The organism is Pantoea sp. SGAir0418 (assembly GCF_043529865.1).
Genome location: NZ_CP027911.1, coordinates 4,074,065 through 4,097,846 on the forward strand (window position 1 = coordinate 4,074,065; position 23,782 = coordinate 4,097,846).

At 56.7% G+C, this 23,782-nt stretch carries 24 protein-coding genes; 13 read left to right on the forward strand and 11 right to left on the reverse strand.

The genetic code is table 11. The annotated features are described in order from the left end of the window. Window positions 1-7: 7 nt before the first annotated feature. On the reverse strand, window positions 8-970 hold the full coding sequence (locus C1N84_RS18970; protein ID WP_394541694.1) for an IS110 family RNA-guided transposase: 963 nt from the start codon (window positions 968-970) through the stop codon (window positions 8-10). A 396-nt stretch (window positions 971-1,366) separates the two neighbouring features. Between C1N84_RS18970 and glmU the strand changes: the two genes are divergently transcribed. The 11 genes from glmU to C1N84_RS19025 all read left to right on the forward strand — a co-directional run bounded on the left by glmU (window position 1,367) and on the right by C1N84_RS19025 (window position 12,844). Then, entirely contained in the window at window positions 1,367-2,737 is a 1,371-nt protein-coding gene (glmU, locus tag C1N84_RS18975) for a bifunctional UDP-N-acetylglucosamine diphosphorylase/glucosamine-1-phosphate N-acetyltransferase GlmU (protein ID WP_264441827.1), read from the forward strand. A gap of 179 nt (window positions 2,738-2,916) precedes the next feature. After that, window positions 2,917-4,746, forward strand: coding sequence for a glutamine--fructose-6-phosphate transaminase (isomerizing) (gene glmS / locus C1N84_RS18980; protein ID WP_264441828.1), 1,830 nt, complete (start codon window positions 2,917-2,919; stop codon window positions 4,744-4,746). A gap of 233 nt (window positions 4,747-4,979) precedes the next feature. After that, complete coding sequence (locus tag C1N84_RS18985) at window positions 4,980-5,462, forward strand: fimbrial protein (protein WP_264441829.1); 483 nt, start codon at window positions 4,980-4,982, stop codon at window positions 5,460-5,462. Continuing rightward, window positions 5,463-5,954, forward strand: a complete 492-nt coding sequence (locus C1N84_RS18990; RefSeq protein ID WP_264441830.1) for a fimbrial protein — start codon at window positions 5,463-5,465, stop codon at window positions 5,952-5,954. It abuts the gene before it with no gap. Between the two features lie 35 nt (window positions 5,955-5,989). Continuing rightward, a complete protein-coding gene (locus C1N84_RS18995) occupies window positions 5,990-6,799 on the forward strand; it encodes an MrpH family fimbial adhesin (protein WP_021506929.1) in 810 nt (269 codons plus the stop codon). A 143-nt stretch (window positions 6,800-6,942) separates the two neighbouring features. Then, window positions 6,943-7,986 (forward strand): phosphate ABC transporter substrate-binding protein PstS, encoded by a 1,044-nt coding sequence (pstS, locus tag C1N84_RS19000; RefSeq protein WP_127833474.1) that lies wholly within the window; start codon window positions 6,943-6,945, stop codon window positions 7,984-7,986. An 86-nt stretch (window positions 7,987-8,072) separates the two neighbouring features. Then, window positions 8,073-9,035: a phosphate ABC transporter permease PstC gene (gene pstC, locus C1N84_RS19005; protein ID WP_058770723.1), complete on the forward strand. Its 963-nt coding sequence runs from the start codon at window positions 8,073-8,075 to the stop codon at window positions 9,033-9,035. Next, the gene (gene pstA / locus C1N84_RS19010; protein WP_021506926.1) at window positions 9,032-9,919 is read left to right on the forward strand and encodes a phosphate ABC transporter permease PstA; all 888 of its coding nucleotides are present in this window, start codon (window positions 9,032-9,034) and stop codon (window positions 9,917-9,919) included. Before pstC ends, pstA begins: the two co-directional genes overlap by 4 nt. 44 nt (window positions 9,920-9,963) lie before the next feature. Then, a complete protein-coding gene (pstB, locus tag C1N84_RS19015) occupies window positions 9,964-10,737 on the forward strand; it encodes a phosphate ABC transporter ATP-binding protein PstB (protein ID WP_021506925.1) in 774 nt (257 codons plus the stop codon). A gap of 14 nt (window positions 10,738-10,751) precedes the next feature. Continuing rightward, entirely contained in the window at window positions 10,752-11,486 is a 735-nt protein-coding gene (gene phoU, locus C1N84_RS19020) for a phosphate signaling complex protein PhoU (RefSeq protein WP_021506924.1), read from the forward strand. Between the two features lie 119 nt (window positions 11,487-11,605). Then, on the forward strand, window positions 11,606-12,844 hold the full coding sequence (locus tag C1N84_RS19025; protein WP_264441832.1) for an MFS transporter: 1,239 nt from the start codon (window positions 11,606-11,608) through the stop codon (window positions 12,842-12,844). Window positions 12,845-13,071: 227 nt separating this feature from the next. Here the strand turns inward: C1N84_RS19025 and yieH are convergent, their stop codons facing one another. After that, a complete protein-coding gene (gene yieH / locus C1N84_RS19030; protein WP_058758205.1) occupies window positions 13,072-13,734 on the reverse strand; it encodes a 6-phosphogluconate phosphatase in 663 nt (220 codons plus the stop codon). A gap of 151 nt (window positions 13,735-13,885) precedes the next feature. On the opposite strand from yieH, the gene C1N84_RS19035 reads away from it, so the two are divergent. Beyond that, window positions 13,886-15,199 (forward strand): NCS2 family permease, encoded by a 1,314-nt coding sequence (locus C1N84_RS19035; protein WP_021506921.1) that lies wholly within the window; start codon window positions 13,886-13,888, stop codon window positions 15,197-15,199. A 27-nt stretch (window positions 15,200-15,226) separates the two neighbouring features. On the opposite strand, the gene C1N84_RS19040 is transcribed toward C1N84_RS19035, so the two are convergent. After that, window positions 15,227-15,991 (reverse strand): 4'-phosphopantetheinyl transferase family protein, encoded by a 765-nt coding sequence (locus C1N84_RS19040; protein WP_264441833.1) that lies wholly within the window; start codon window positions 15,989-15,991, stop codon window positions 15,227-15,229. A 293-nt stretch (window positions 15,992-16,284) separates the two neighbouring features. On the opposite strand from C1N84_RS19040, the gene C1N84_RS19045 reads away from it, so the two are divergent. Then, window positions 16,285-16,794, forward strand: coding sequence for a flavin reductase family protein (locus C1N84_RS19045; RefSeq protein WP_031279601.1), 510 nt, complete (start codon window positions 16,285-16,287; stop codon window positions 16,792-16,794). 41 nt (window positions 16,795-16,835) lie between these two features. Here C1N84_RS19045 and C1N84_RS19050 read toward each other — a convergent pair whose 3' ends face one another. The 8 genes from C1N84_RS19050 to rpmH all read right to left on the reverse strand — a co-directional run bounded on the left by C1N84_RS19050 (window position 16,836) and on the right by rpmH (window position 23,181). Continuing rightward, a complete protein-coding gene (locus tag C1N84_RS19050) occupies window positions 16,836-17,426 on the reverse strand; it encodes a malonic semialdehyde reductase (RefSeq protein WP_132466914.1) in 591 nt (196 codons plus the stop codon). 149 nt (window positions 17,427-17,575) lie between these two features. Beyond that, complete coding sequence (locus C1N84_RS19055; protein ID WP_264441834.1) at window positions 17,576-18,886, reverse strand: type II toxin-antitoxin system HipA family toxin; 1,311 nt, start codon at window positions 18,884-18,886, stop codon at window positions 17,576-17,578. Continuing rightward, window positions 18,886-19,143, reverse strand: coding sequence for a helix-turn-helix domain-containing protein (locus C1N84_RS19060; RefSeq protein ID WP_104189496.1), 258 nt, complete (start codon window positions 19,141-19,143; stop codon window positions 18,886-18,888). Before C1N84_RS19060 ends, C1N84_RS19055 begins: the two co-directional genes overlap by 1 nt. 207 nt (window positions 19,144-19,350) lie before the next feature. Then, window positions 19,351-20,715 (reverse strand): tRNA uridine-5-carboxymethylaminomethyl(34) synthesis GTPase MnmE, encoded by a 1,365-nt coding sequence (mnmE, locus tag C1N84_RS19065; RefSeq protein ID WP_021506917.1) that lies wholly within the window; start codon window positions 20,713-20,715, stop codon window positions 19,351-19,353. An 80-nt stretch (window positions 20,716-20,795) separates the two neighbouring features. Next, window positions 20,796-22,442 (reverse strand): membrane protein insertase YidC, encoded by a 1,647-nt coding sequence (yidC, locus tag C1N84_RS19070; RefSeq protein ID WP_021506916.1) that lies wholly within the window; start codon window positions 22,440-22,442, stop codon window positions 20,796-20,798. 2 nt (window positions 22,443-22,444) lie between these two features. Beyond that, entirely contained in the window at window positions 22,445-22,702 is a 258-nt protein-coding gene (yidD, locus tag C1N84_RS19075) for a membrane protein insertion efficiency factor YidD (protein WP_071813586.1), read from the reverse strand. Then, a complete protein-coding gene (gene rnpA, locus C1N84_RS19080; RefSeq protein WP_040679622.1) occupies window positions 22,666-23,025 on the reverse strand; it encodes a ribonuclease P protein component in 360 nt (119 codons plus the stop codon). The genes yidD and rnpA overlap by 37 nt, the downstream gene beginning before the upstream one ends. Window positions 23,026-23,040: 15 nt before the next feature. Beyond that, window positions 23,041-23,181 (reverse strand): 50S ribosomal protein L34, encoded by a 141-nt coding sequence (gene rpmH / locus C1N84_RS19085; protein ID WP_000831330.1) that lies wholly within the window; start codon window positions 23,179-23,181, stop codon window positions 23,041-23,043. Window positions 23,182-23,782: the final 601 nt, after the last annotated feature.

Here is a 23,782-nt window from a genome sequence, read left to right on the forward strand (position 1 = left end):
TTGCCGGTTACCTGGCAAGACATATTTCGGCATCGAACGGACGACCCGATTTCAGCACGCCATAAGCCAGCTGCAGCAGCTTCTTCATCGCCGCGCACACCACGACTTTTCCCGTTTTCTTACCCGCATCCAGCCGTTTCTTCAGCGCACTCACCGCCGGATTCCACTTCATCGCCACTATCGCAGGCATGTACAGGGCCTTGCGCATCGCGCTGTTGCCCATCTTCGATATCCTGCTTTTGCCCTTCCACTCACCGGACTCCTGCCGCATCGGATTCAGACCCACCCACGCCACAAGCGCCTTGCTGCTGCTGAACCTCGACATGTCCCCCAGATACGCCAGCATCGTGCTGCTCAGCACGCCCGCGATGCCCGGGATGGACTCCAGCAGTTCCCTGTTCTTTTTAAGGCCCGGATCATTGTCGATATGGTCGTTTATTGCCCGCTTCGTTTCGTCTATCTGCGCATCCAGCGCCGCAATGACCACGCGGATTGAGGGCTGCACCACCGCATCCGAGACCTCCAGCCGGTTCTCTTCCATCTGCCGCATTTCCTGAAGATTCGTCAGGCGCTTCACCAGCGCCTTCAGCCTGCGTTCATTCAGCGGCGCCGGCTGCCACAGCGACGGGCCGTGCAGTTTACAGTAGCGCGCTATCATGCGCGCATCGTCTTTATCCGTCTTGTTACGGCTCAGCTCCGCCTGTCCGAAGCGCCTGATGCGCGCGGGATTTTCCACGCTGACATCATAGCCTTCGTCGTGCAGGAAGGTGGCCTGCGGCTCACTGTACGCGCCGGTAGCCTCCATGCAGATATGGCAGCAGCCGAACGGCTCCAGCCATTTTTTCAGGGCGATAAAGCCCTTAGGGGTGTTGGGAAAGACTTTGGTTTTGTAAGACGTGTCGCCTTTCCAGACGGCCACATCAAACTTTCCGGAGGCAATATCAATGCCGACAGGCATACGGGTTTGCATAGATTCTCCTTAACAGCACAGGGAAACCGCCATGACCATCCTTATGGATGCGTGCTCGGGGCACAGGATACCGTCCGGTCTTGAAGGCGGGAGTTAAGTTGCCGGGGATGAATCTACGAAGCAGGCTTTATGCCCAGGGGGCGCCCCCATCTCACCAGCAACTTCCCGATGATCAGTCGGGGATCATCATACCCGGAGGAGAATGATCGGGATATAAGGGGCGCCATTTATGGCGACCGAAAATGGCGCAACGCCCTTACCTTATGCCCTCCGCGGCGACCCGTGCTGGCCACTCGCCACCACTCATCCTCTTCCGCTAATTTCGCACGGAGAAAAATGTAGTAATCTCAGGGGTAAACCTTACACTTTCGAAAGCTAAATTGAGTCAGGATAGTTATGTCGACAAGCGCAATGAGCGTGGTGATCCTCGCCGCTGGCAAAGGCACCCGCATGTATTCCGATCTGCCTAAGGTGCTGCACAGCCTGGCAGGTAAACCGATGGTGCAACACGTTATTGATGCCGCTACCGGCCTCGGCGCACAGCAGGTACATCTGGTCTACGGCCACGGCGGTGAATTGCTGCAGGAGAAACTGGCGCATAACCCGCTGAACTGGGTGTTGCAGGCGGAACAGCTCGGCACCGGCCATGCCATGCAGCAGGCGGCACCATTCTTCGCCAATGACGAAGATATCCTGATGCTGTACGGCGATGTCCCGTTGATCGCTCAGGAAACCCTGCAGCGTCTGCGCGACGCCAAACCTGCAGGCGGCATCGGGCTGCTCACTGTGGTGCTGGATAACCCCACCGGCTACGGACGCATCGTGCGTGAAAACGGCACCATCACCGGCATCGTGGAGCAAAAAGATGCGTCAGCCGAACAGCTGAAGATTCAGGAAATTAACACCGGCATCCTGATAGCCAACGGTGCCGACCTGAAGCGCTGGCTGGCGCAGCTCAACAATCATAATGCGCAGGGCGAATTTTACATCACCGATATCATCGCCATGGCGCATCAGGAAGGCCGCGTGATCAACGCAGTGCACCCGGCGCGCATCAGCGAAACCGACGGCGTAAACAATCGTCTGCAGCTGGCCACGCTGGAGCGCACTTATCAACGCGAGCAGGCGGATAAGCTGCTGCTGGCTGGCGTCATGCTGCGCGATCCGGCGCGCTTCGATCTGCGCGGTACGCTGCAGCACGGTCGTGATGTCGATATTGATACCAACGTGATCATTGAAGGCAACGTCACGCTGGGCCATCGGGTGAAAATTGGCGCTGGCTGCATCATCAAAAACAGCGTGATTGCCGATGACTGCGAAATCAGCCCTTATTCGGTGATTGAAGATGCCACGCTGGCCGCCGCCTGCACCGTCGGGCCGTTTGCGCGCCTGCGTCCGGGCAGCGAACTGGCTGAACAGGCGCACGTCGGCAACTTTGTCGAGATGAAAAAAGCGACGCTGGGCAAAGGCTCGAAGGCCGGCCATTTGTCCTATCTCGGGGATGCGGAGATTGGCGCGGGCGTGAATATCGGTGCCGGCACTATCACCTGCAACTACGACGGTGCCAACAAGTTTAAAACCATTATCGGCGACAACGTGTTTGTCGGCTCGGACACCCAGCTGGTGGCTCCGGTCAGCGTGGCGGCGGGCGCCACCATCGCCGCCGGCACAACGGTGATGAAAGACGTTACCGCTGCCGATCTGGTCTATAACCGCAAAGAGCAAAATCAGAAGTCTGGCTGGCAGCGTCCGGTTAAGAAAAAATAAATGTCAGGGCCGGCAAAGATCGGCCCGGTATTAAAAACCCGAAATATACCGGCTTTCAGGTAGCTAACGTACCTGCAACCTGGAATAGGAAGGGCTATCCCCACTCTCTACAAGGCTCGGGGAACAATCAGGTCAGATGACAACGCAATGGCCGAAAGCCATGACGTCAGGAAATTACTATGTGTGGAATTGTTGGTGCAGTAGCGCAGCGTGATATCGCAGAAATTCTGCTGGAAGGGCTGCGTCGTCTTGAGTATCGCGGTTATGACTCTGCCGGTCTGGCGGTTGTCGATCGCCAGGGCCATATGACGCGGTTGCGTCGTCTGGGTAAAGTGGCCAATCTGGCAGAAGCGGCGGAACAGCAGCCGCTGATTGGCGGAACCGGCATCGCGCACACCCGCTGGGCGACGCACGGTGAGCCGTCGGAAGCCAATGCGCATCCGCACGTCTCAGAGCACATTATTATTGTGCACAACGGCATCATTGAGAACCACGAACCGCTGCGTGAGCAGATGATCGCACGCGGTTACCGCTTTGCCTCCGAAACTGACACCGAAGTGGTGGCGCACCTGGTGCACTGGGAGCAGAAACAGGGCGGTACGCTGCGCGAAGTGATACTGCGGGTGATCCCGCAGCTGCGCGGGGCGTATGGCATGGTGATCATGGACAGCCGCGATCCGTCGGTGCTGGTGGCTGCGCGTTCGGGCAGCCCGCTGGTGATTGGCCGCGGCGTGGGCGAAAACTTTATCGCTTCCGATCAGCTGGCGCTGCTGCCGGTGACCCGCCGCTTTATCTACCTCGAAGAAGGGGATATTGCCGAAATTACCCGCCGCGAAGTGACGATTATCGATCGCCACGGTAACCAGGCACAGCGCGCAGAGATCGAATCCAATGCGCAGTACGATGCCGGCGACAAAGGCGTCTACCGCCATTACATGCAGAAAGAGATCTACGAACAGCCGAACGCCATCAAAAACACGCTGGCCGGCCGCTTCCATGACGGCATTGTTGATCTCAGCGAACTGGGCGCTAATGCGGAAACGCTGCTGAGCAAGGTGGAACACATTCAGATCATCGCCTGCGGCACCTCCTACAACTCCGGCATGGTGTCGCGTTACTGGTTTGAGTCGCTGGCCAACATCCCGTGTGACGTGGAAATCGCCTCCGAATTCCGCTATCGCAAATCGGCGGTGCGTAAAAACAGCCTGCTGATCACCCTGTCGCAATCCGGTGAAACCGCCGATACGCTGGCAGCGCTGCGCCTGTCCAAAGAGCTGGGCTATCTCGGTTCGCTGGCCATCTGCAACGTGGCGGGTTCGTCACTGGTGCGTGAGTCAGATCTGGCGCTGATGACCAAAGCCGGCACCGAAATCGGCGTGGCCTCGACCAAAGCGTTCACCACTCAGCTGACGGTACTGCTGATGCTGGTGGCGAAGCTGGGCCGTCTGCACGGCATGCGCGCTGACACCGAGCATGAGATTGTTCATGCACTGCAGGCGTTGCCGAGCCGCATTGAACAGATGCTGGCGCAGGATAAAGTGATCGAGAATCTTGCCGAAGGCTTCTCTGACAAGCATCACGCGCTGTTCCTCGGCCGTGGCGATCAGTATCCGATTGCTATGGAAGGGGCGCTGAAGCTGAAAGAGATCTCCTATATCCACGCCGAAGCCTATGCGGCGGGCGAGCTGAAGCACGGTCCGCTGGCGCTGATTGATGCCGATATGCCGGTGATTGTGGTGGCGCCAAATAACGAACTGCTGGAGAAGCTGAAATCCAACATCGAAGAGGTGCGCGCGCGCGGCGGTCTGCTGTACGTGTTTGCCGACCAGGATGCCGGTTTCAGCGACAGCGAAGGCATGAAAATCATCCCGCTGCCGCACGTTGAAGAGGTGATTGCCCCAATCTTCTACACCGTGCCGCTGCAGCTGCTCTCCTACCACGTGGCGCTGATCAAAGGCACCGACGTCGACCAGCCACGTAACCTGGCGAAATCGGTTACGGTGGAATAAGCGTAGCCCGGTCTGGAAACAGGCCGGTTTTTTTAACTCATTGTTGTTCCGATTAAATTAATCGTGAATTCTGTGAACGTTGTGAATTAATTTTTCCCTGATATGTGAAATCAACTTTCATAATTCGCTGGCTCTCCTTCACTTCTGTTTTGTTTAACTTTAATTTAACCTTTCAGTCATAAGCTTTCTGATGCATGTAGCAAGCCAAACTCGTTCTCTGCATGTAGGAATTTATGGCGCGTTATTTCATATTTACTTTTTTTTGTCTGGTGCTTTTATCCGATGCACTGGCATCGTCATTCAGTGTGAATATTTCCGGTAACGTGATGGTACCTGCCGACTGTAAAATAAATAATGGTATGCCGATCAGTGTTAATTTCGGCGATGTGCGCACCGATAAAATAGATGGGAAAGCGTATCAGCAACCTGTGTCATTTACGCTTTCCTGCACTAATCTTCCCTCTAATGCGCTTAAACTCCAGCTACAGGGGAATGCAGCCAGCTTCGATAGCGGCGCGTTACGCGCATCAGTTAGCGGTTTAGGTATTGCGTTTTTTAAGTCTAACGCTGAAAGGTTAAATATTAATACCAGCTGGGTAAACTTTACTTATCCCGCGCTGCCGGTTATTACTGCCGTCCCGGTGAAAGATAAAAGCAGCAGTTTAACGGGCGGAAGTTTTACTTCAGCGGCAACACTGGTAGTGGAACTGCAATAAATGAAACGAACGTGGTTAATGGCACTATTGCTGCCCGCTATGTTGAAGTATAGTGCAGTGGCTGCTTTCAGCGTGCAGGCTAACTTCAGTGGACAGCTAATCGAACCACCGTTATGTCAGATTAACGGCGAAAAGCCAATTATAGTGGAGTTTGGTTCAGTGGTTATTTCCCAAATCAATGGCGACAGCTACAGAAAACCTGTTTCCTGGACGTTAACCTGTAGCAATAATCCCGATAAGAGTATGCGTGTACAAATCAGTGGCACCGGAAGCGCATTTAATGCTGCTTTGCTGGCGACCAGCCAGCGTGATTTGGCGATACAGATATTAAGCGGTAAAAATGGCGAAAACGCCCTGGCACTGAATAACTGGCTGCCGTTTACCTTTCCTGCGCTGCCCGTCATTCAGGTGGTACCGGTGAAGAAAAACGCCGCGGTCTTAACCAGCGGTGACTTTTCTGCTTTTGCTGCGCTGGTGGTTGAGTACCAGTAGATGATCGGCGTTGACGCAACCACAGGATTAGACCAATGCTAACAGGGCTTGTTTTCCGCTATCTGGCTTTTTTCGCTGGCCTGCTGCTGTTCTTTTCAGCGCAGGCGATGGAAGCCCCGCGCGTGGATGGCATTCGCTGGGTCAACGCAAGCCAGGTTGAAATTACCTGGTCAGTGGTGGATGTCGGTATGATATCCGGCTATGCCCGCTGTAACTCTTCAGAGAGAACCTGCGCAGCAGGCATTGGTGTCAGCGCCTGGTTTATCGGGCATGGCACCGTATTCAGCGCTGCGGGCGGGCCGCAAATTTACGTCGATCAGGGCGAGAGCCTTGCCTCGGTGGCTGAACGTTTTATCCGTTTTAATGGTCGGGGTGGCAAGTTTCTGCGTAACTCAGATACCCGTTATTACAGTTCATACTGCGGCAGCTTTGTGACAGCCTCCGCGACCGTAACTGACTATTCCGGAATGGTTGCGCCCTGGGCACCTTGCGTCAACATTCCGGTGGTGCCGGTATCCTGTTCGGTAAGCGGAGCCGCGCTGAATATTAATCATGGTACGCTGGCCCCGGCCGCCGTTAATGGCGCCAAAGCCAGCGTTAACTTCTCGCTTTTCTGCAACCGTGATGTGAATATCAGTTTTGCGCTTGCCGGTGGGATCAATATCCTCAAACTGAGCAACAACATCAGTACGCTGTTATCACTGGCTGACGGGAGCCTGAATAAACCGCAATTAGTGCGGGCTAACGTGACAACGCCGTTCACGCTGATTTCGACGCTCTCCTCAACAACCCCCAGTCCCGGTAACTTTACTGGCAGCACGGTGGTTTTCATTAATTACCTCTGATTTGCCAGCCGACCCGGTTGTCATATAACTGTCACAATTCGTACATTTCACTGTCATCAAACTGTCCTATTTTGCCTCCAGCAGCAATCAATGACTCTTACTAAAACGGCGTCAAGCCTGATTTTTAATCCCCTGGAGGGAACATGACACTGATGCGTAGCACCGTAGCCCGAATTCTCGCCGCCACCTTCGCAGTAAGCGCGGTTTCTGCTTTTGCAGCCACCGACCTGACAGGCGCAGGCGGGACGTTCCCGGCACCGGTTTATGCCAAGTGGGCAGCAGAGTATCAGCAAGCCACCGGTAGCAAAATCAACTATCAGGGTATTGGTTCCTCGGGTGGCGTGAAGCAAATCATCGCCAAAACCGTGGATTTCGGTGCGTCCGATGCGCCGATGAAAGAAGAAGATCTGCAGAAAAATGGCCTGTTCCAGTTCCCGACGGTGATCGGTGGCGTGGTGCTGGCGGTGAACATTCCCGGCGTTAAATCCGGTGAGCTGACGCTCGACGGTAAAACGGTCGGCGACATCTATCTCGGCACCATCAAAAAGTGGAACGATCCGGCGATCACCAAACTGAACCCGGGCGTGAAGCTGCCAGACACCAACATCAACGTGGTGCGCCGCGCGGATGGTTCCGGCACCTCTTTCGTCTTCACCAGCTACCTGTCTAAAGTGAACGAGACCTGGAACAGCAAAATCGGTAAAGGCAACACCGTCAACTGGCCAACCGGTCTGGGCGGTAAAGGTAACGACGGCGTGGCCGCGTTTGTACAGCGTCTGCCGGGCTCGATTGGCTACGTAGAGTACGCCTACGCCAAACAGAACAACCTGACTTACACCAAACTGGTTGATGCCGACGGCAAGCCAGTGGCACCGAGCGAAGCCAGCTTTGCTAACGCCGCCAAAGGCGCTGACTGGAGCAAAACCTTTGCCCAGGATCTGACCTTCCAGAAAGGCAACGACGCATGGCCGATCACCTCAACCACCTTCATCCTGATCTATAAAGAGCAGGCGAATGCGGAGAAGGGCAGTGAAGTGCTGAAGTTCTTTGACTGGGCGTACAAAGGCGGCAGCAAAACCGCCACGGCGCTGGATTACGCAGCGTTGCCAGAGAGCGTAGCGAATCAGATTCGTGCTGCCTGGAAAGCCAACATCAAAGACAGTTCCGGTAAAGCGCTGTACCAGTAAGTGTATGACCCGGCCAGCGTCCGCGCTGGCCAGCCTGATGGGCGGCCTTGTTGCCGCCCTGATTACCCTCTGAGATCGAGAATTCTATGGCTGCCACTAAGCCGACGTTTAAAGCACCGGGCAAGCAGGGCGACATGATATTCGGCGCGCTGGTGAAGCTCTCCGCGCTGATCGTGTTACTGCTGCTGGGTGGCATTATCGTCTCCCTGATTTTCTCCTCCTGGCCGAGCATCCAGAAATTTGGCTTCTCCTTTCTGTGGACCAAAACCTGGGATGCGCCAAACGAAGAATTTGGTGCGCTGGTGCCGATTTACGGCACCCTCGTAACCTCACTGATTGCCTTAATCATCGCGGTGCCGGTGAGTTTCGGTATCGCCCTGTTTCTGACCGAACTGGCGCCAAACTGGCTGCGCCGTCCGCTGGGTACCGCGATTGAGCTGCTGGCGGCCATTCCCAGCATCGTGTACGGCATGTGGGGCCTGTTTATCTTTGCTCCGCTGTTCGCGGAGTATTTCCAGACGCCGGTTGGCGAGGTGCTGGCAAATATCCCGATCGTCGGCGCGCTGTTCTCCGGTCCGGCCTTCGGCATCGGCATTCTGGCGGCGGGCGTGATCCTCGCCATCATGATCATCCCTTACATCGCCTCGGTGATGCGCGATGTGTTCGAACAGACGCCGGTGATGATGAAAGAGTCGGCCTACGGCATCGGCTGTACCACCTGGGAAGTTATCTGGCGCATCGTGCTGCCGTTCACCAAAAACGGCGTGATCGGCGGCGTGATGCTGGGTCTCGGCCGCGCGCTGGGCGAAACCATGGCGGTCACCTTTATCATCGGTAATACCTACCAGCTGGACAGCGCGTCGCTGTTTATGCCCGGCAACAGTATCACCTCAGCGCTGGCGAACGAGTTCGCCGAAGCCGAATCCGGCGTGCACGTGGCGGCGCTGATGGAGCTGGGCCTGATTCTGTTCGTGATTACCTTTATCGTTCTGGCGATCTCCAAACTGATGATCCTGCGTCTGGCGAAGAGTGAAGGAGCCCGTTCATGACAGCAATTGAAATGCAGGCGCGCGCCGAGCTGGAAGCCTCGCGCCGTAAAATGCAGGCGTGGCGCAGCACCAAAAACAAAATTGCCCTGACGCTCTCGCTGCTGACCATGGCGTTTGGCCTGTTCTGGCTGATCTGGATTCTGTTCACCACCGTCACGAAAGGGATCGACGGCCTGAGCTGGACGCTGTTTACCGAATCCACGCCGCCGCCCAACACCGCGGGCGGTGGTCTGGCGAACGCCCTGGCGGGCAGCGGCCTGCTGATTTTCTGGTCCACCTTCTTTGGCACGCCGCTGGGCATTCTGGCGGGTATCTACCTGGCAGAATATGGCCGCAAGCACTGGCTGGCGGAAGTGATTCGCTTCATTAACGACATCCTGCTGTCCGCGCCGTCGATTGTGGTCGGCCTGTTCGTGTACACCATCGTGGTGGCGCAGATGCAGCACTTCTCCGGCTGGGCCGGTGTGATAGCGCTGGCGCTGCTGCAGGTGCCTATCGTGATTCGTACCACCGAGAACATGCTGCGGCTGGTGCCAGACAGCATGCGTGAAGCGGCTTATGCGCTGGGCACGCCGAAGTGGAAGATGATCTCGGCTATTACGCTGAAAGCCTCGGTCTCCGGCATCATTACCGGTGTGCTGCTGGCGATTGCGCGCATTGCCGGTGAAACCGCACCGCTGCTGTTCACCGCGCTGTCGAACCAGTTCTGGAGCACCGACATGATGCAGCCGCTGGCCAACCTGCCGGTGACCATCTTCAAATTCGCCATGAGCCCGTTTGCCGAATGGCAGAGCCTGGCGTGGGCCGGTGTGCTGATTATTACGCTGTGCGTGCTGCTGCTGAACATCGTGGCGCGCGTGATTTTCGCCAAAGGCAAACACTAATTTTCCGGCGCGGCTTCGGCGGCGCTGCACATGAGAGATGAGCAATGAGTATGGCAACTCCTTCTGCCGGTAAAATTCAGGTGCGCAATCTGAACTTCCACTACGGTAAGTTCCACGCGCTGAAGAACATTAATCTGGATATCGCCAAAAACCAGGTGACGGCGTTTATCGGTCCGTCGGGCTGCGGCAAATCCACCCTGCTGCGCACCTTCAACAAAATGTACTCGCTCTATCCGGAGCAGCGTGCTGAGGGTGAAATTCTGCTGGATGGCGACAACATTCTGGCATCGCATCAGGATATCGCCCTGCTGCGCGCGCGCGTCGGCATGGTGTTCCAGAAGCCGACGCCGTTTCCGATGTCGATTTATGACAACATCGCCTTTGGCGTGCGGCTGTTTGAGAAGCTGTCGCGTGCCGATATGGACGAGCGCGTGCAGTGGGCGCTGAGCAAAGCCGCGCTGTGGAATGAAACCAAAGACAAGCTGCACCAGAGCGGTTACAGTCTCTCCGGCGGTCAGCAGCAGCGCCTGTGCATCGCGCGCGGCATCGCGATTCGCCCGGAAGTGCTGCTGCTGGATGAGCCATGTTCGGCGCTGGATCCGATCTCTACCGGACGCATCGAAGAGCTGATCACCGAGCTGAAGCAGGATTACACCGTGGTCATCGTGACCCACAACATGCAACAGGCGGCGCGCTGTTCCGATCACACGGCGTTTATGTATCTGGGCGAGCTGATTGAGTTCAGCGACACCGACACGCTGTTTACCAAGCCAGCGCAGAAGCAGACAGAAGATTACATCACCGGTCGTTACGGCTGATTCAGGAGAGAAACATGGATAATTTAAATCTGAACAAACATATCTCCGGTCAGTTCAACGCGGAGCTGGAGCACATTCGTACTCAGGTGATGATCATGGGTGGCATGGTGGAGCAGCAGCTTACCGATGCCATCACCGCGATGCATAACCAGGATGGCGAACTGGCGCGCCGGGTGATCGATGGTGACCAGAAGGTCAACATGATGGAAGTGGAGATCGATGAAGCCTGTGTGCGCATCATCGCCAAGCGTCAGCCTACCGCCAGCGACCTGCGTCTGGTGATGGCGATCATCAAAACCATTTCGGAGCTGGAACGCATCGGCGACGTGGCGGAGAAGATCAGCCGTACCGCGCTGGAGAAGTTCGGTCAGCAGCATCTGCCGCTGCTGGTGAGCCTCGAGTCGCTCGGGCATCACACCGTGCAGATGCTGCACGATGTGCTGGATGCCTTCGCGCGCATGGATCTCAACGAAGCCATCAAGATCTACCGCGAAGACAAAAAGGTGGATAAAGAGTACGAAGGTATTGTGCGCCAGCTGATGACCTACATGATGGAAGATCCGCGCACCATTCCCAGCGTGCTCACCGCGCTGTTCTGCGCGCGCGCCATCGAGCGCATCGGTGACCGCTGCCAGAACATCTGCGAAATTATCTTCTATTTCGTGAAAGGTCAGGATTTCCGTCACGTGGGCGGTGACAAGCTGGATGAACTGCTGTCGGGCGACGACGGCAGTAATAAACCCTCCTGATTGACGTGATGACTGCCTGTTAGCGCTGAGGCTGACAGGCAGTGCGCTTGATTTCTGCCTGTTCTCCACCTGCCGCTCTCTTTATACTTGGCGCACATTTTTCTGCCAGGTGCTGTTTTATGTCCTCTGCAAATAACAACAAAACCGCCGTTACGCCGGCGAAAGCGATGGTGGCTGCCGTCAGCGGCTATGCCATGGATGGATTTGATCTGCTGATTCTGGGCTTTATGCTGCCGGCGATCAGCGTGTCGCTGGCGCTGGATGCGTCGCAGGCCGGTTCGCTGGTGACCTGGACGCTGATCGGCGCGGTGGTCGGCGGCATTGTGTTTGGTCATCTGAGCGATCGCTACGGCCGCATCCGCATTCTGACCGTGACGATCCTGATGTTCTCGCTGTTCACCGGGCTGTGCGCCGTGGCACAGGGCTACTGGGATCTGCTGGCGTATCGTACGCTGGCCGGTATGGGGCTGGGCGGTGAGTTTGGCATCGGCATGGCGCTGATTGCCGAAGCCTGGCCGAAGGAGAAGCGTAACCGCGCCTCGGCGTGGGTGGGTATCGGCTGGCAGCTCGGCGTATTGCTGGCGGCCTTTATCACGCCGCCGCTGCTGAGCGTGATTGGCTGGCGCGGTATGTTCCTGGTTGGCCTGCTGCCGGCGCTGGTGTCGTTTGTGATTCGCCGCAGCATGGGCGAGCCGGAAGCCTTCACCCGCCATGTGGAAAAAGCCCCGCAGCTCTCCTTTTCCGCGCGCATTAAACTGCTGTTTGCCGATCGCGCCACCAGCAAAGCCAGCCTCGGCATTCTGATTCTTTGTTCGGTGCAGAATTTTGGCTATTACGGCCTGATGATCTGGATGCCAAGTTATCTCTCTTCCAGCTTCGGCTTCAGCCTGACCAAATCCGGCCTGTGGACGGCCGTTACGGTAGTGGGCATGACGTTCGGCATCTGGCTGTTCGGCGTGCTGGCGGACCGCTTTGCGCGCTGGAAGATTTTCCTGCTGTACCAGTTTGGCGCCGTGGCGATGGTGGTGGTTTACGCCCAGCTGCGCGACCCGACGGTGATGCTGTTTACCGGTGCCATCATGGGGATGTTTGTTAACGGCATGATTGGCGGCTACGGCGCGCTGATATCGGACACTTTCCCACCGCAGGCGCGCGCCACCGCGCAGAACGTGCTGTTCAACCTCGGCCGCGGCGTCGGCGGTTTCGGTCCGCTGGTGATCGGCATGCTGGCCACGCATATTTCGTTCACCGCTGCGATTACGCTGCTGGCGCTGATTTACCTGCTGGATATTGTCGCCACGCTGTTCCTGCTGCCAAAAAACCAGGGCAATGAGGATTCGCTGGGCGCGATTGGGTGATTTTTTCCCCTCACCCTAACCCTCTCCCGCTGGCGGGAGAGGGAACCGCTCAGTGCGGTATGTGGGTGGGCACTTTTGTTCAGCCCCGCCCGATCGGCCCCTTCTTCGGCAAACGGGAGAGGGAACTGTCTGGTGCGGTATGTGGGTGGGCACTTTTGTTCAACCCCGCTCGATCGGCCCCTTCTCCCGCTGGCGGGAGAAGGCTGGGATGAGGGGGCTGCGCGCACTTACCTGACCAAATCCCAGCCACGTGCACGCCACAGCGCTGGCAGCTGCGCCATATCGTCAAAACGCGTCACCAGCGGGTGATCAATCACCGGATTGTGTGCATCGGCACAATAGTAAAACACCGGTATGCCAGCGGCGATGCCAGCCCGCGCGCCAGCCTCTGAATCATCCACCAGAATGCACTTTTCAATCGGCACCTGCATCTGTTCCGCCGCGTGATACATCAGCTCCGGATCCGGCTTCCAGTGATTAATGTCATAGCCGCTGTACAGGCGTCCGCTCAGATACGGCAGCATGCCGGTCAGCCCCAGTGAATGCTCCATCTTCTTCACCGTACCGTTCGACACCACGCACATCGGCACCTTCACGCGCTCCACCAGCGCTCTGGCGCCGGCAATCGGCTGCAGATCAAGATCAAACAGGCGCGCCACTTCCGCGCGGTAGGCACTCTCCACCTCAGCCAGCGGCAGCGTCACCTGATGCTGTGCCGTCACATCGCGGATGATGTCGTAAAGCTTCACCCCTTTGTACTGCTCAAACATCTGCTGCAGCGAGAGTTCGATACCGTAACGGGCAAAGGTGTTGACGTAGGACTGCGTGCAGATCACTTCGCTGTCGACCAGCGTGCCGTCGCAATCAAAAAAGATACATTCAACTGACATCGCGCCTCATCCTTTTAGTAAACAATAAGCTGTCACTCTAGCGCACTCAGCGCAGAAAGCGACCCCAGGCAACCGGTTGCGAAAAATCAGTGTTTTGCGGCGCTAAAGTCTATAGGATACGCGGCGATAAATTTTTCATCGGAACAGCGAAATGAACGAGCAGGGCCTTTTGCAGCGTATTTTCAGGCTGCAGGAACACGGAACCACCGCACGCACCGAAGTGATTGCCGGTTTCACTACTTTCCTGACGATGGTGTACATCGTCTTCGTTAACCCGCAGATTCTTGGTGCCGCAGGCATGGACACCCAGGCGGTGTTTGTCACCACCTGCCTGATTGCTGCGTTCGGCAGCATCCTGATGGGGCTGGTGGCCAATCTGCCGGTGGCGCTGGCACCGGCCATGGGCCTCAACGCCTTCTTTGCCTTTGTGGTGGTAGGTGCGATGGGCTACTCGTGGCAGGTTGGCATGGGCGCGATCTTCTGGGGCGCGCTGGGGCTGCTGATCCTGACGCTGCTGCGCGTACGCTACTGGATGATCGCCAATATTCCGCTCAGCCTGCGCGTGGGCATCACCGCCGGTATTGGTCTGTTCATCGCCATGATGGGGCTGAAAAACGCCGGTATTATTGTGCCCAACGCGGACACCATCGTGACCGTCGGCAACCTGGCCTCGCACAACGTGCTGCTCGGCGCGCTCGGCTTCTTTATCATTGCGATTCTGGCGTCGCGCAACATCCACGCGGCGGTGCTGGTTTCTATCGTAGTGACCACCGCGATCGGTCTGCTGCTGGGCGACGTGAAGTTTACCGGGCTGTTCGCCGCGCCGCCGGCCATCACCTCGGTGGTCGGCCAGGTCGATATCAAAGGCGCGTTCAACGTGAGCATGGCGGGCGTGATCTTCGCCTTCATGCTGGTCAATCTGTTTGACTCATCCGGTACGCTGATTGGCGTAACCGATAAAGCGGGCCTGACCGATGAGAAAGGTACTTTTCCGCGCATGAAACAGGCGCTGTACGTGGATAGCATCAGCTCCGTCACCGGTTCGCTGATCGGCACCTCTTCGGTGACGGCGTACATCGAAAGCTCATCCGGCGTGGCGATTGGTGGCCGTACCGGCCTGATGGCGGTAGTGACCGGCATCCTGTTCCTGCTGGTGATGTTCCTGTCGCCGCTGGCTGCCATGGTGCCCGCCTATGCGGCGGCTGGCGCGCTGATTTATGTCGGCGTACTGATGACGGCTTCGCTGGCGCGCGTGCGCTGGGACGATCTCACCGAAGCGGTGCCGGCGTTTGTCACGGCGGCGATGATGCCGTTCAGCTTCTCGATCACCGAAGGTATTGCGCTCGGTTTTATCTCTTACTGCGTGATGAAACTCGGTACCGGACGCTGGCGTGAAATCAGCCCGTGCGTGGTGGTGGTGGCGCTGCTATTTGTGCTGAAAATCGCTTTTATCGACGCGCACTAAACGCAACAGGCCGCGGGTGCGGCCTGGTTATCCGGGATGCCTGACTTCCGGCTGACTGGCGACACGCTCGCGGGGCAGGCTGGTGAGGCGCAGGGTGCGCGGCCCGATGTTGGGTTTGCTCATCTCCACATCGCGCAGCGACTGCCACTGCTGCTGCGCATCAATCTCCCACAGCCGTAAACGCTCAGTGCCGGGCGACAGCGCGCAGGACCACACCAGCGTCGGCTCGGCATCACACACCGCCTGAATATCGGGATAGACGCTGGATCGCAGCCGGCCGGCCGCCGGATGCAGCCGCAGTGCATCAATACCGCTATCTGCTTCGCCGGTCAGTTTGAGGATGCTCTGGCGTAGCGTCCAGATCTGCGTCACCGCTTCCATAAAATCCTGCTGTGCGTTAATCCACGCCTTTTCACCCGATGACAGCCCCTGCGTGAGGGCATCCTGCGCCTGACGGCTATGCGCCCGAACGATTTCCATATCCAGGCCAGCGCGCCCGCCTTCTTCTGCCAGCAGCACGCCGACCATATTACCGGCATAGGAGATACTGAAGTCAGGCAAATTAGGATCGGCAAAGCAGGGACGACCGCTGCTGCTGGCGATCAACGGTGGCAGGTCACGAATACCATAGACGCGCAGCATCAGCTGGGCCAGCAGCGCGCGTGCGGCAAGAAAGCGGCCGCGGCGCTTATCAGGCAGGTGCCCGGCGCTGGTCATCACATCCTGTGGAACCCGCATGGTCTCTGGGGTGAGGGGCGGGTTAACCACCCAACGAACAAAATGACTAGCCATCTGTCGCTCCGTGAAAATGGTCGGATAATCATCAGGGCTATTGTAAGAATTTTCTCATGGGTTTGCATCCGGCTTACGCTGGATAGCCAGTAAATTCAGATAAGGACGAGGCGAATCTCATTGCCATGAGCTGCAATTGAATATGAGGCTTTTGCACATTGGTGTCGGATGGGGTGCCGAAGCGGCGGATGTGGTGTAGGATTTGGACAGGAAAGAGCTGCACAATGAAGTGCTTAAATTATTCACCTATCTGCCAATCGTGCGCATCGCAAACCATGCACGTCGGAGTTGTTATGTCTGTTACCTCTCTTGCTCGCCAGGAATCGATCTCGCTGGATGAATTTCGTCACGGCATGCGCCGTCTCACTGCCGGTGTCTCGCTGGTGACCACCTCATCCAGCGGAGAAAAGTTCGGGCTGATCGCCACCTCGGTCAGCTCGCTGGCAGCGGAACCGCCCAGCCTGCTGGTCTGCGTTAACCGCAGCGCATCAAGCCACGATGCCATTCTGCAGGCGGGCTACTTTGCCGTGAACGTTCTGCGCGAGCAGCACGATGACCTGTGCGCGCAGTTCAGCTCGCCGACGCGCCGCGCTGAGCGTTTCCAGAGCGGTGAATGGCAAACCCTTAATACGGGCGCGCCCGTGCTGGCTGATGCGCTGGTGAGCTTCGATTGTCAGCTGGAAAAAACGGTGGAGTGGAACACCCACAGCGTGCTGCTGGCGCGTATCGTGGGTATTGCGCTGCCGGGCGAAGCGACAGCGCCGATGGTCTACTTCAACAGCGGTTTTCACTCGCTGGGCTAAGTCATGGCGCAGCGCGTCGTGCGGCTGCGCGGCTTAACGCATCAGGCAAATTTGCTGGCTTCGTCAAAGCTCAGACGCGGCAGGCGCGGATGCAGCTTGCTGGCTTCGCCATAGCCGAGGTTGATCAGTAAATTGACCTGCCAGTTATTTTCGCTAAAGAACGCGGCGTTAACTTTAGCTGGATCAAAACCGGACATCGGGCCGGCATCCAGTCCCAGCGAGCGGGCCGCCAGAATCAGATAGCCCGCCTGCAGGCTGCTGTTGCGAAACGCGGTCTCTTTGGCCAAATCCGGGCTGCTGGTAAACCAGCTGCGAGCATCGCCATGCGGGAACAGTTTTGGCAGTGCTTCATAAAAGGTCGGATCCCACGCCACAATCACCGTCACCGGTGCCGCCATGGTCTTATCCACATTGCCTGAGGAGAGCGCCGGTTTCAGCTTCTCTTTACCTTCCTGAGACGTCACGAACACAAAGCGGCCCGGCGAGCAGTTGGCTGAGGTCGGCCCCAGCGCCGTCAGCGCATAGAGCTGCTTCAGCACCTCCTGCGAAACCGGTTTATCCTGCCAGTAGCTATGGGTGCGGGCTTCAGTAAACAGCGCGTTCAGCGCCACGCTGTCGAGCGGTGTACTCATGTTTCTCTCCTGTTCAGGCAACAACCTGCGCCTGATTTTTAGCATGAATAATGGATGTGGCCGCTGCGTTTACGCGGCGACCCTCAACCGTTATACGACAAAGGCGAGGGCGCGCCAAATAACAAACACGCATGACAACCGTTGAACGTTTACTGCTGCAGACGCGCGGCCCGCGCCTTAAAGCCATTGAGGATGGTCTGGCTCACGCGTAACGGGAAGGCTGCAGGGATTTGCTCCTGCACGCGTTGGATCACTTCTGGCGTCCTGGCTCTGAACTCATCGAGGATATGTGCCATCGCCGTCAGGGCAAATTTTGTCGTTTTTGCGGTTTCTATAAAATGGCGCGGGAAAATGTGTTCAATGGCGGCTTTCCGGCCTTTGCTCCCGTTCAGTCCCATTGCCAGCTTTGCATCACGAATGTGTAATCCCGCACCGCCAATCACGGGATAAATGGAAAGGATGTCGTAAAACGGCGTCAGGCGAAAACGTCCTTCCGCTTCGATAAAAATAGAAAAGTTTTTGGCATGGCCATCGGTGGCCGCCAGCAGCCAAAACAGGACCTGAGCTTTCATGAAATCATATCGATCCTGTTCTGCATTAACTGAATTCAGGAGATAATCCATAATCGCAGAAATGCCCGGGCCGCCGTGGCTTTCATATTTTCCTGCCGCGGGTACATTCAGCACCTGACAAAAATCTTCCTGGGGTAACCGCATGATCCACTGTCCATCCGATGCATAACGCCGATCAAACCGCTCCACGGCCAGTGCTTTAATTTTCCCGGTGTTTACGATAAAGCAAGGGGGAACTTTCAGGCCAAATTCTCTGGCAATCAGCGTACAAAGCCACTCATTCTCCACGCTATCTGAAAGATCGATGCGATGCGAATGGCTCTGAATATTGCCAATCGGCAATTTTAAAATGTGGGTGGTGGGCGTATTGCCCTGCGGCAGGCACCATTGTTGATCAATGCGTAACAGCGCCGTTTTCTCCTGCGCGCCAGCCAGTGAAATACGAAAATCAGTCAGCTCTTCCAGCATGCCAAGCGGTGCGCCTGACTGATAGCCTGAAAGGATTTTTTCCAGTTCGCTATCGCTTAACCGGCGATAATCGATCGTTCGGACAGTGTGCGGTTTACTGTCAGGCGGTAACAATTGCAGCGCACCAATGGTGTCGCTGCCGACTTTTGCCAGTAAGTCAAAGGGCTGGGTGGAGCTGGCCTGATAGCGAGACAGAATACGTGCGCGAATTTCAGGGTTATCAGGCAGCAGGTTATCAAAAAAGTTATAGACCTCCGCGCCCTTGTAAGGCTGGTGGCGCAAAGGCATGGAGAGGGATATCGGTCGGCTACCCGGCTGATTCAGCCAGCTCTCATAATATCTGAAGGTGTGTGCACCGGTTGCTGCCCTGCTGAAAACGCCTGTCCGATAGCCGTTCATGTAGACATCCAGTTCTGTCATCACCACTCCTCCTTCCAGCCGTCCGGGTCCTGTTTGGCCGATGGCAAACCACGGGGTTTTATCTCCATTTCCAGATCCAGAGCAGCGAGAATACGAAACAGCGTGTCCAGTCGGGTGGTTTCAGGCTGTAGCTCAAAGCTCGAGACGGTATCCTGGCGAATACCAATTTTGCTGGCAACTTTCGCTTGCGAGAGTGCCTCTGTGAGTCTTCTATCTTTGAGATAAGAACTTAATTGTTTGGCGCTGGTGATTTTCATAGCGGCGCTCCAGTCTGGCAATCGTGATACCATTACACGCTATTGCGTGTGAATCAAGGTTTACCCGCTATCACAGGTAATCCCGGCTTCACGCGCAACTGGCGGTAGTGAACTGGGGTTAACGCGGGTTAATAATACCGGGAAGCACAGCGTGGAGTGGCTGACGAACGATAAAGAAGCCGCCAGCCATTAATATAAAGGTTTGTTTTACTTACCAATACAAAAGCTGGAGAAAATCCGGCCCAGCAGGTCGTCGGAGGTAAACTCGCCGGTGATTTCGCTCAGCGCCTGCTGCGCCAGCCGCAGCTCTTCGGCCAGCAGTTCGCCCGCCCAGGCTCCCAGCAGCTGATCTTTGCCCTGCTGTAAGTGAGTGGCTGCTAACTCCAGCGCCTGCAGATGGCGGCGACGCGCGAGGAAGCCGCCTTCCATATTGCCGGCGAAGCCCATGCTCTGTTTCAGGTGCTCGCGCAGCGTATCGACGCCAGCACCGGTGCGCGCCGACAGGCGAATAAGTGAGTGGCCATTTACTTCTGTCAGGCCCAGCGTTTCACCGGTCATGTCCGCTTTATTACGTACCACGGTAATCGGCAACGCAGCCGGTAAGCGCGCCACGAAATCAGGCCAGATGGCGGCGGCTTCAGTGGCGTCAGTCGTGGTGCCATCCACCATGAACAGGACGCGATCCGCCTGCTCAATCTCCTGCCAGGCGCGTTCAATGCCGATACGTTCCACTTCGTCGCTGGCTTCACGCAAACCGGCGGTATCGATGATGTGCAGCGGCATGCCGTCGATGTGGATGTGCTCGCGCAGCACGTCACGCGTGGTGCCGGCGATATCCGTCACAATCGCCGCTTCGCGTCCGGCCAGTGCGTTGAGCAGGCTCGATTTCCCGGCGTTGGGACGACCGGCAATCACCACCTTCATCCCTTCACGCAGCAGGCTGCCCTGACGCGCTTCGGCGCGCACGCCGTTGAGATCGCCAATCACCGCATTCAGCTGCGCTTCGATTTTGCCGTCGGAAAGGAAGTCGATCTCCTCATCCGGAAAATCAATCGCCGCTTCCACATAGATGCGCAGGTGAGTAAGTGCTTCCACTAACGCATTAACGCGCAGTGAAAAGGCACCCTGCAGCGAGTTGACGGCGGAGCGGGCGGCCTGCTCGGAGCTGGCATCAATCAGATCGGCAATCGCTTCAGCCTGCGCCAGGTCGAGCTTGTCATTCAGAAAGGCGCGTTCCGAGAACTCGCCCGGCTGCGCAATGCGCACACCCGGCAGCGCCACAATGCGCTTCAGCAGCAGATCGAGAATCACCGGACCGCCGTGGCCCTGCAGCTCCAGCACATCTTCGCCGGTAAAGGAGTTCGGACCCGGGAACCACAGCGCGATGCCCTGATCCAGCACGCTGCCATCAGCATCGTTAAAGGGCAGATAGTCGGCGTAGCGCGGCTTCGGCAGCTTGCCCAGCACGGCCTGCGCCACCTCAGCGGCTTTGCCACCGGAAATACGCAGAATACCGACGCCACCACGGCCGGGAGGCGTCGCCTGGGCAACAATAGTGTCACTGTGGCTCATAAGTACCTTCTTCCAAAAAAAACAGGGCGGCATAAATGCCGCCCCTGGAGATGTTGCGTCCTGCTCAGCGTTGCCGGGCGTTACGCTTTCTTCTTGTCGCGGCTGTGTAAACCACGCTTTTCCAGCCCGCGATAAATCAGCTGCTGCTGGAGAATGGTTACCAGGTTGCTGACGATGTAGTACAGCACCAGACCCGACGGGAACCACAGGAAGAACACGGTAAAGATAACCGGCATGTAAGTCATGATCTTCTGCTGCATCGGATCGGTCACGGTGGTCGGTGACATCTTCTGAATGAAGAACATGGTGATACCCATGATGACCGGCAGAATGTAGTACGGGTCCTGCGCGGACAGGTCATGGATCCACAGTACAAACGGAGCATGACGCAGTTCAACTGAACCGGACAGCATGTAGTACAGTGCCAGGAAGATTGGCATCTGGATAACCAGTGGCAGACAGCCGCCCAGCGGGTTCACTTTCTCCGCCTTATACAGCGCCATCATCTCCTGGCTCTGCTTCTGCTTATCATCACCCAGACGCTCACGCATGGCCTGAATCTTCGGCTGCAGCATACGCATCTTGGCCATCGAGGTGTACTGCGCTTTGGTCAGCGGGTACATGATGCCACGCACGATGAAGGTGATAACGATAATGGAGAAGCCCCAGTTACCGATAAAGCTGTGCAGGAACTTCAGCAGCTTAAACAGCGGCTGAGAGATGAACCACAGCCAGCCGTAATCCACGGTCAGATCGAGGTGTGGCGCGATAGCGGCCATTTTGTCCTGGATTTCCGGACCCACCCACAGAGTGGCACCGAGATCCTGCTGCGCGCCGGCGGCGATGGTCACAGGCGCCGACTTATAGCCGATTGCCGCCACACCGTTGCCGAGATTGCTGGTGTACAGCGTATTGTTACCCTGAGTGCGCGGCACCCATGCGGTCGCAAAGTACTGCTGCAGCATCGCCACCCAGCCGTTGCTGGTGGTGGTGTTCAGGTTCTCGTTATCAGCGATGGTATCGAATTTGTATTTTTCATACTTCGCATCGCTGGTCGAGTAAGCGGCACCACGGAAAGTGTGCAGCGCAAAGTTATTGCTGCCGGTATCGCGATGCTTCGGCAGATCGATCGTCTGCTTCAGCTGACCAAACATCGCCACTTCCAGCGGCTGCTGCGAGGCGTTATTGATGTTGTAGTCGACGTTAACCGCGAATTCGCCACGTTTGAACACGAAGGTTTTGGTGTAAACCACGCCGTTCTCACCGGTCCAGCTCAGCGGCACGCGCAGCTCGGTCTGGCCATCGGCCATCTCGAAGTGATCCTGGGAAGCGGTATACAGCGGACGTGCGCCGTTGTTCGGGTTATCCGGACCGTTACGGCCGGTTAAGCCGCTCTGCGCCTGATAAACGAAGGCCGGAGTGGTTTCCAGCAGCTGGAACGGTGCGTCTGAACCCAGTTTGTCCGGGTAAGTCAGCAGCTGTGCCTGCTCGATATCACCGCCGCGGGTATTAATGTTGAGTGACAGGACATCAGTCTTAACGGTGATCGTTTTGCCCTGGCCGCTAGCCGGCACGCCGGAAGAGGCGGCATCACCCGCTGCGCTGCTTGTGTTCTGCGTGGTCTGGGTCTGCTGTGGCTGCGGAGCGTGGTCCGTCTGCCAGGCTTGCCAGATCATAAAAGACACGAACAGAAAAGCGATGAGAAAGAGATTGCGTTGCGAATCCATCGTTAATGTTCTCTGGTATCAAAGGTTTTTGGCGGCACCGGATCGTCGCCACCCGGGTTCAAAGGGTGGCATTTTAATACGCGTTTAATCGTCAACCAACTGCCTTTTAACATGCCGAAGCGGCGTACAGCTTCCACCCCATACTGCGAGCAGGTGGGATGGAACCGGCAATGAGGTCCCAGCAGTGGGCTGATGGCGCGTTGATAAACGCGTATCAGGGCGATCAGGAGCCGCGCGCCAGGCGACAGTGACGACGCCATAATTTCTCCAACGCTTCCGTCAGTGCACGGTTATCGAGGTCAGCAATCCCTTTTTTCGCCACGATGACAAAATCCATCGGCGGCAGCTCGTGTTGACGCAAACGAAAGCTTTCGCGGGTCAATCGCTTGATCCGGTTGCGTTCATGGGCGCGTTTCACGTGCTTCTTGGCGACGGTAAGACCGATGCGGGGATGCCCCAGCGAATTAAGGCGGCCGAGGATTGTGATTTGCGGCGTGCCAGCCCGAAGAGGTTGCTGGAAGACGAAAGTGAAATGAGCGGGAGTTAACAAACGTAACTCCCTGGGAAATGCGAGCTTAACCACGAGGGTTAGCTTTTATTACTTAGAAACGGTCAGACGAGCACGGCCTTTAGCACGACGACGTGCCAGAACCTGACGACCATTTTTAGTAGCCATACGAGCACGGAAGCCGTGAGAACGGTTGCGCTTCAGTACGGACGGTTGAAAAGTGCGTTTCATGGCGATTTCTACCTAAACTTGAAAAATTTCACTGGGTGACGCGTTTTCGGGCCAGTAAAACGACCGACGCCTCAATGTGTCTTTAATAAAGAGGCGGGATTGTAATAATTGTACAGTCCGGAGTCAATTTACTTCGCTGGGCGCGAGACCTGAAAACTCTGATACAGCCCGCTAATTCCGGGCATCAAAGCTTCACGCGCCAATGCCGGGTGGGGAATTATACGGGCTATAAAGGAAAGCGCAAGGATCGTCCAGGATCTTCTTGCGATCGCCGCGCCGATCGTGACGGCAAAAATGCGAGCGCGGTGGAAAATTTCTCGCTTTCAGCCTGATCCCCGCTCGCTTTTTCCGCAGACGGCGTAAACTGATGCATGCCTGGACACCCTGTGGATAAAATGGATCAAAACTGTGTAGAAAGGGAAGATCTCTGAGGCGCTTTGCGCTATGATCCGCCCTTCCGCTGACGATCCTCCTTGCGATCGCCGGGGATGACTACCGCGGATAGCGGTCGCAGGCGCTTTCTGACCGCCTGTGTCAAAAAAGACAGTTTCTATTATTAGCGCCTGAAATTCTTATCGATTTTGTACGAGTGGAGTCCGCC

Bases quoted from the DNA above. Each gene is read 5' to 3' on its own strand.
- phoU (WP_021506924.1), top strand. From the start codon at position 10,752: ATGGATAATTTAAATCTGAACAAACATATCTCCGGTCAGTTCAACGCG.
- C1N84_RS19050 (WP_132466914.1), bottom strand. From the start codon at position 17,426: ATGAGTACACCGCTCGACAGCGTGGCGCTGAACGCGCTGTTTACTGAA.
- pstB (WP_021506925.1), top strand. From the start codon at position 9,964: ATGAGTATGGCAACTCCTTCTGCCGGTAAAATTCAGGTGCGCAATCTG.
- glmU (WP_264441827.1), top strand. From the start codon at position 1,367: ATGTCGACAAGCGCAATGAGCGTGGTGATCCTCGCCGCTGGCAAAGGC.
- C1N84_RS18990 (WP_264441830.1), top strand. From the start codon at position 5,463: ATGAAACGAACGTGGTTAATGGCACTATTGCTGCCCGCTATGTTGAAG.
- C1N84_RS19025 (WP_264441832.1), top strand. From the start codon at position 11,606: ATGTCCTCTGCAAATAACAACAAAACCGCCGTTACGCCGGCGAAAGCG.
- C1N84_RS19040 (WP_264441833.1), bottom strand. From the start codon at position 15,991: ATGGCTAGTCATTTTGTTCGTTGGGTGGTTAACCCGCCCCTCACCCCA.
- pstS (WP_127833474.1), top strand. From the start codon at position 6,943: ATGACACTGATGCGTAGCACCGTAGCCCGAATTCTCGCCGCCACCTTC.
- rpmH (WP_000831330.1), bottom strand. From the start codon at position 23,181: ATGAAACGCACTTTTCAACCGTCCGTACTGAAGCGCAACCGTTCTCAC.
- C1N84_RS18985 (WP_264441829.1), top strand. From the start codon at position 4,980: ATGGCGCGTTATTTCATATTTACTTTTTTTTGTCTGGTGCTTTTATCC.
- C1N84_RS19055 (WP_264441834.1), bottom strand. From the start codon at position 18,886: ATGACAGAACTGGATGTCTACATGAACGGCTATCGGACAGGCGTTTTC.
- yidD (WP_071813586.1), bottom strand. From the start codon at position 22,702: ATGGCGTCGTCACTGTCGCCTGGCGCGCGGCTCCTGATCGCCCTGATA.
- C1N84_RS19035 (WP_021506921.1), top strand. From the start codon at position 13,886: ATGAACGAGCAGGGCCTTTTGCAGCGTATTTTCAGGCTGCAGGAACAC.
- C1N84_RS19060 (WP_104189496.1), bottom strand. From the start codon at position 19,143: ATGAAAATCACCAGCGCCAAACAATTAAGTTCTTATCTCAAAGATAGA.
- pstA (WP_021506926.1), top strand. From the start codon at position 9,032: ATGACAGCAATTGAAATGCAGGCGCGCGCCGAGCTGGAAGCCTCGCGC.
- glmS (WP_264441828.1), top strand. From the start codon at position 2,917: ATGTGTGGAATTGTTGGTGCAGTAGCGCAGCGTGATATCGCAGAAATT.
- yieH (WP_058758205.1), bottom strand. From the start codon at position 13,734: ATGTCAGTTGAATGTATCTTTTTTGATTGCGACGGCACGCTGGTCGAC.
- pstC (WP_058770723.1), top strand. From the start codon at position 8,073: ATGGCTGCCACTAAGCCGACGTTTAAAGCACCGGGCAAGCAGGGCGAC.
- mnmE (WP_021506917.1), bottom strand. From the start codon at position 20,715: ATGAGCCACAGTGACACTATTGTTGCCCAGGCGACGCCTCCCGGCCGT.
- C1N84_RS18995 (WP_021506929.1), top strand. From the start codon at position 5,990: ATGCTAACAGGGCTTGTTTTCCGCTATCTGGCTTTTTTCGCTGGCCTG.
- yidC (WP_021506916.1), bottom strand. From the start codon at position 22,442: ATGGATTCGCAACGCAATCTCTTTCTCATCGCTTTTCTGTTCGTGTCT.
- C1N84_RS18970 (WP_394541694.1), bottom strand. From the start codon at position 970: ATGCAAACCCGTATGCCTGTCGGCATTGATATTGCCTCCGGAAAGTTT.
- C1N84_RS19045 (WP_031279601.1), top strand. From the start codon at position 16,285: ATGTCTGTTACCTCTCTTGCTCGCCAGGAATCGATCTCGCTGGATGAA.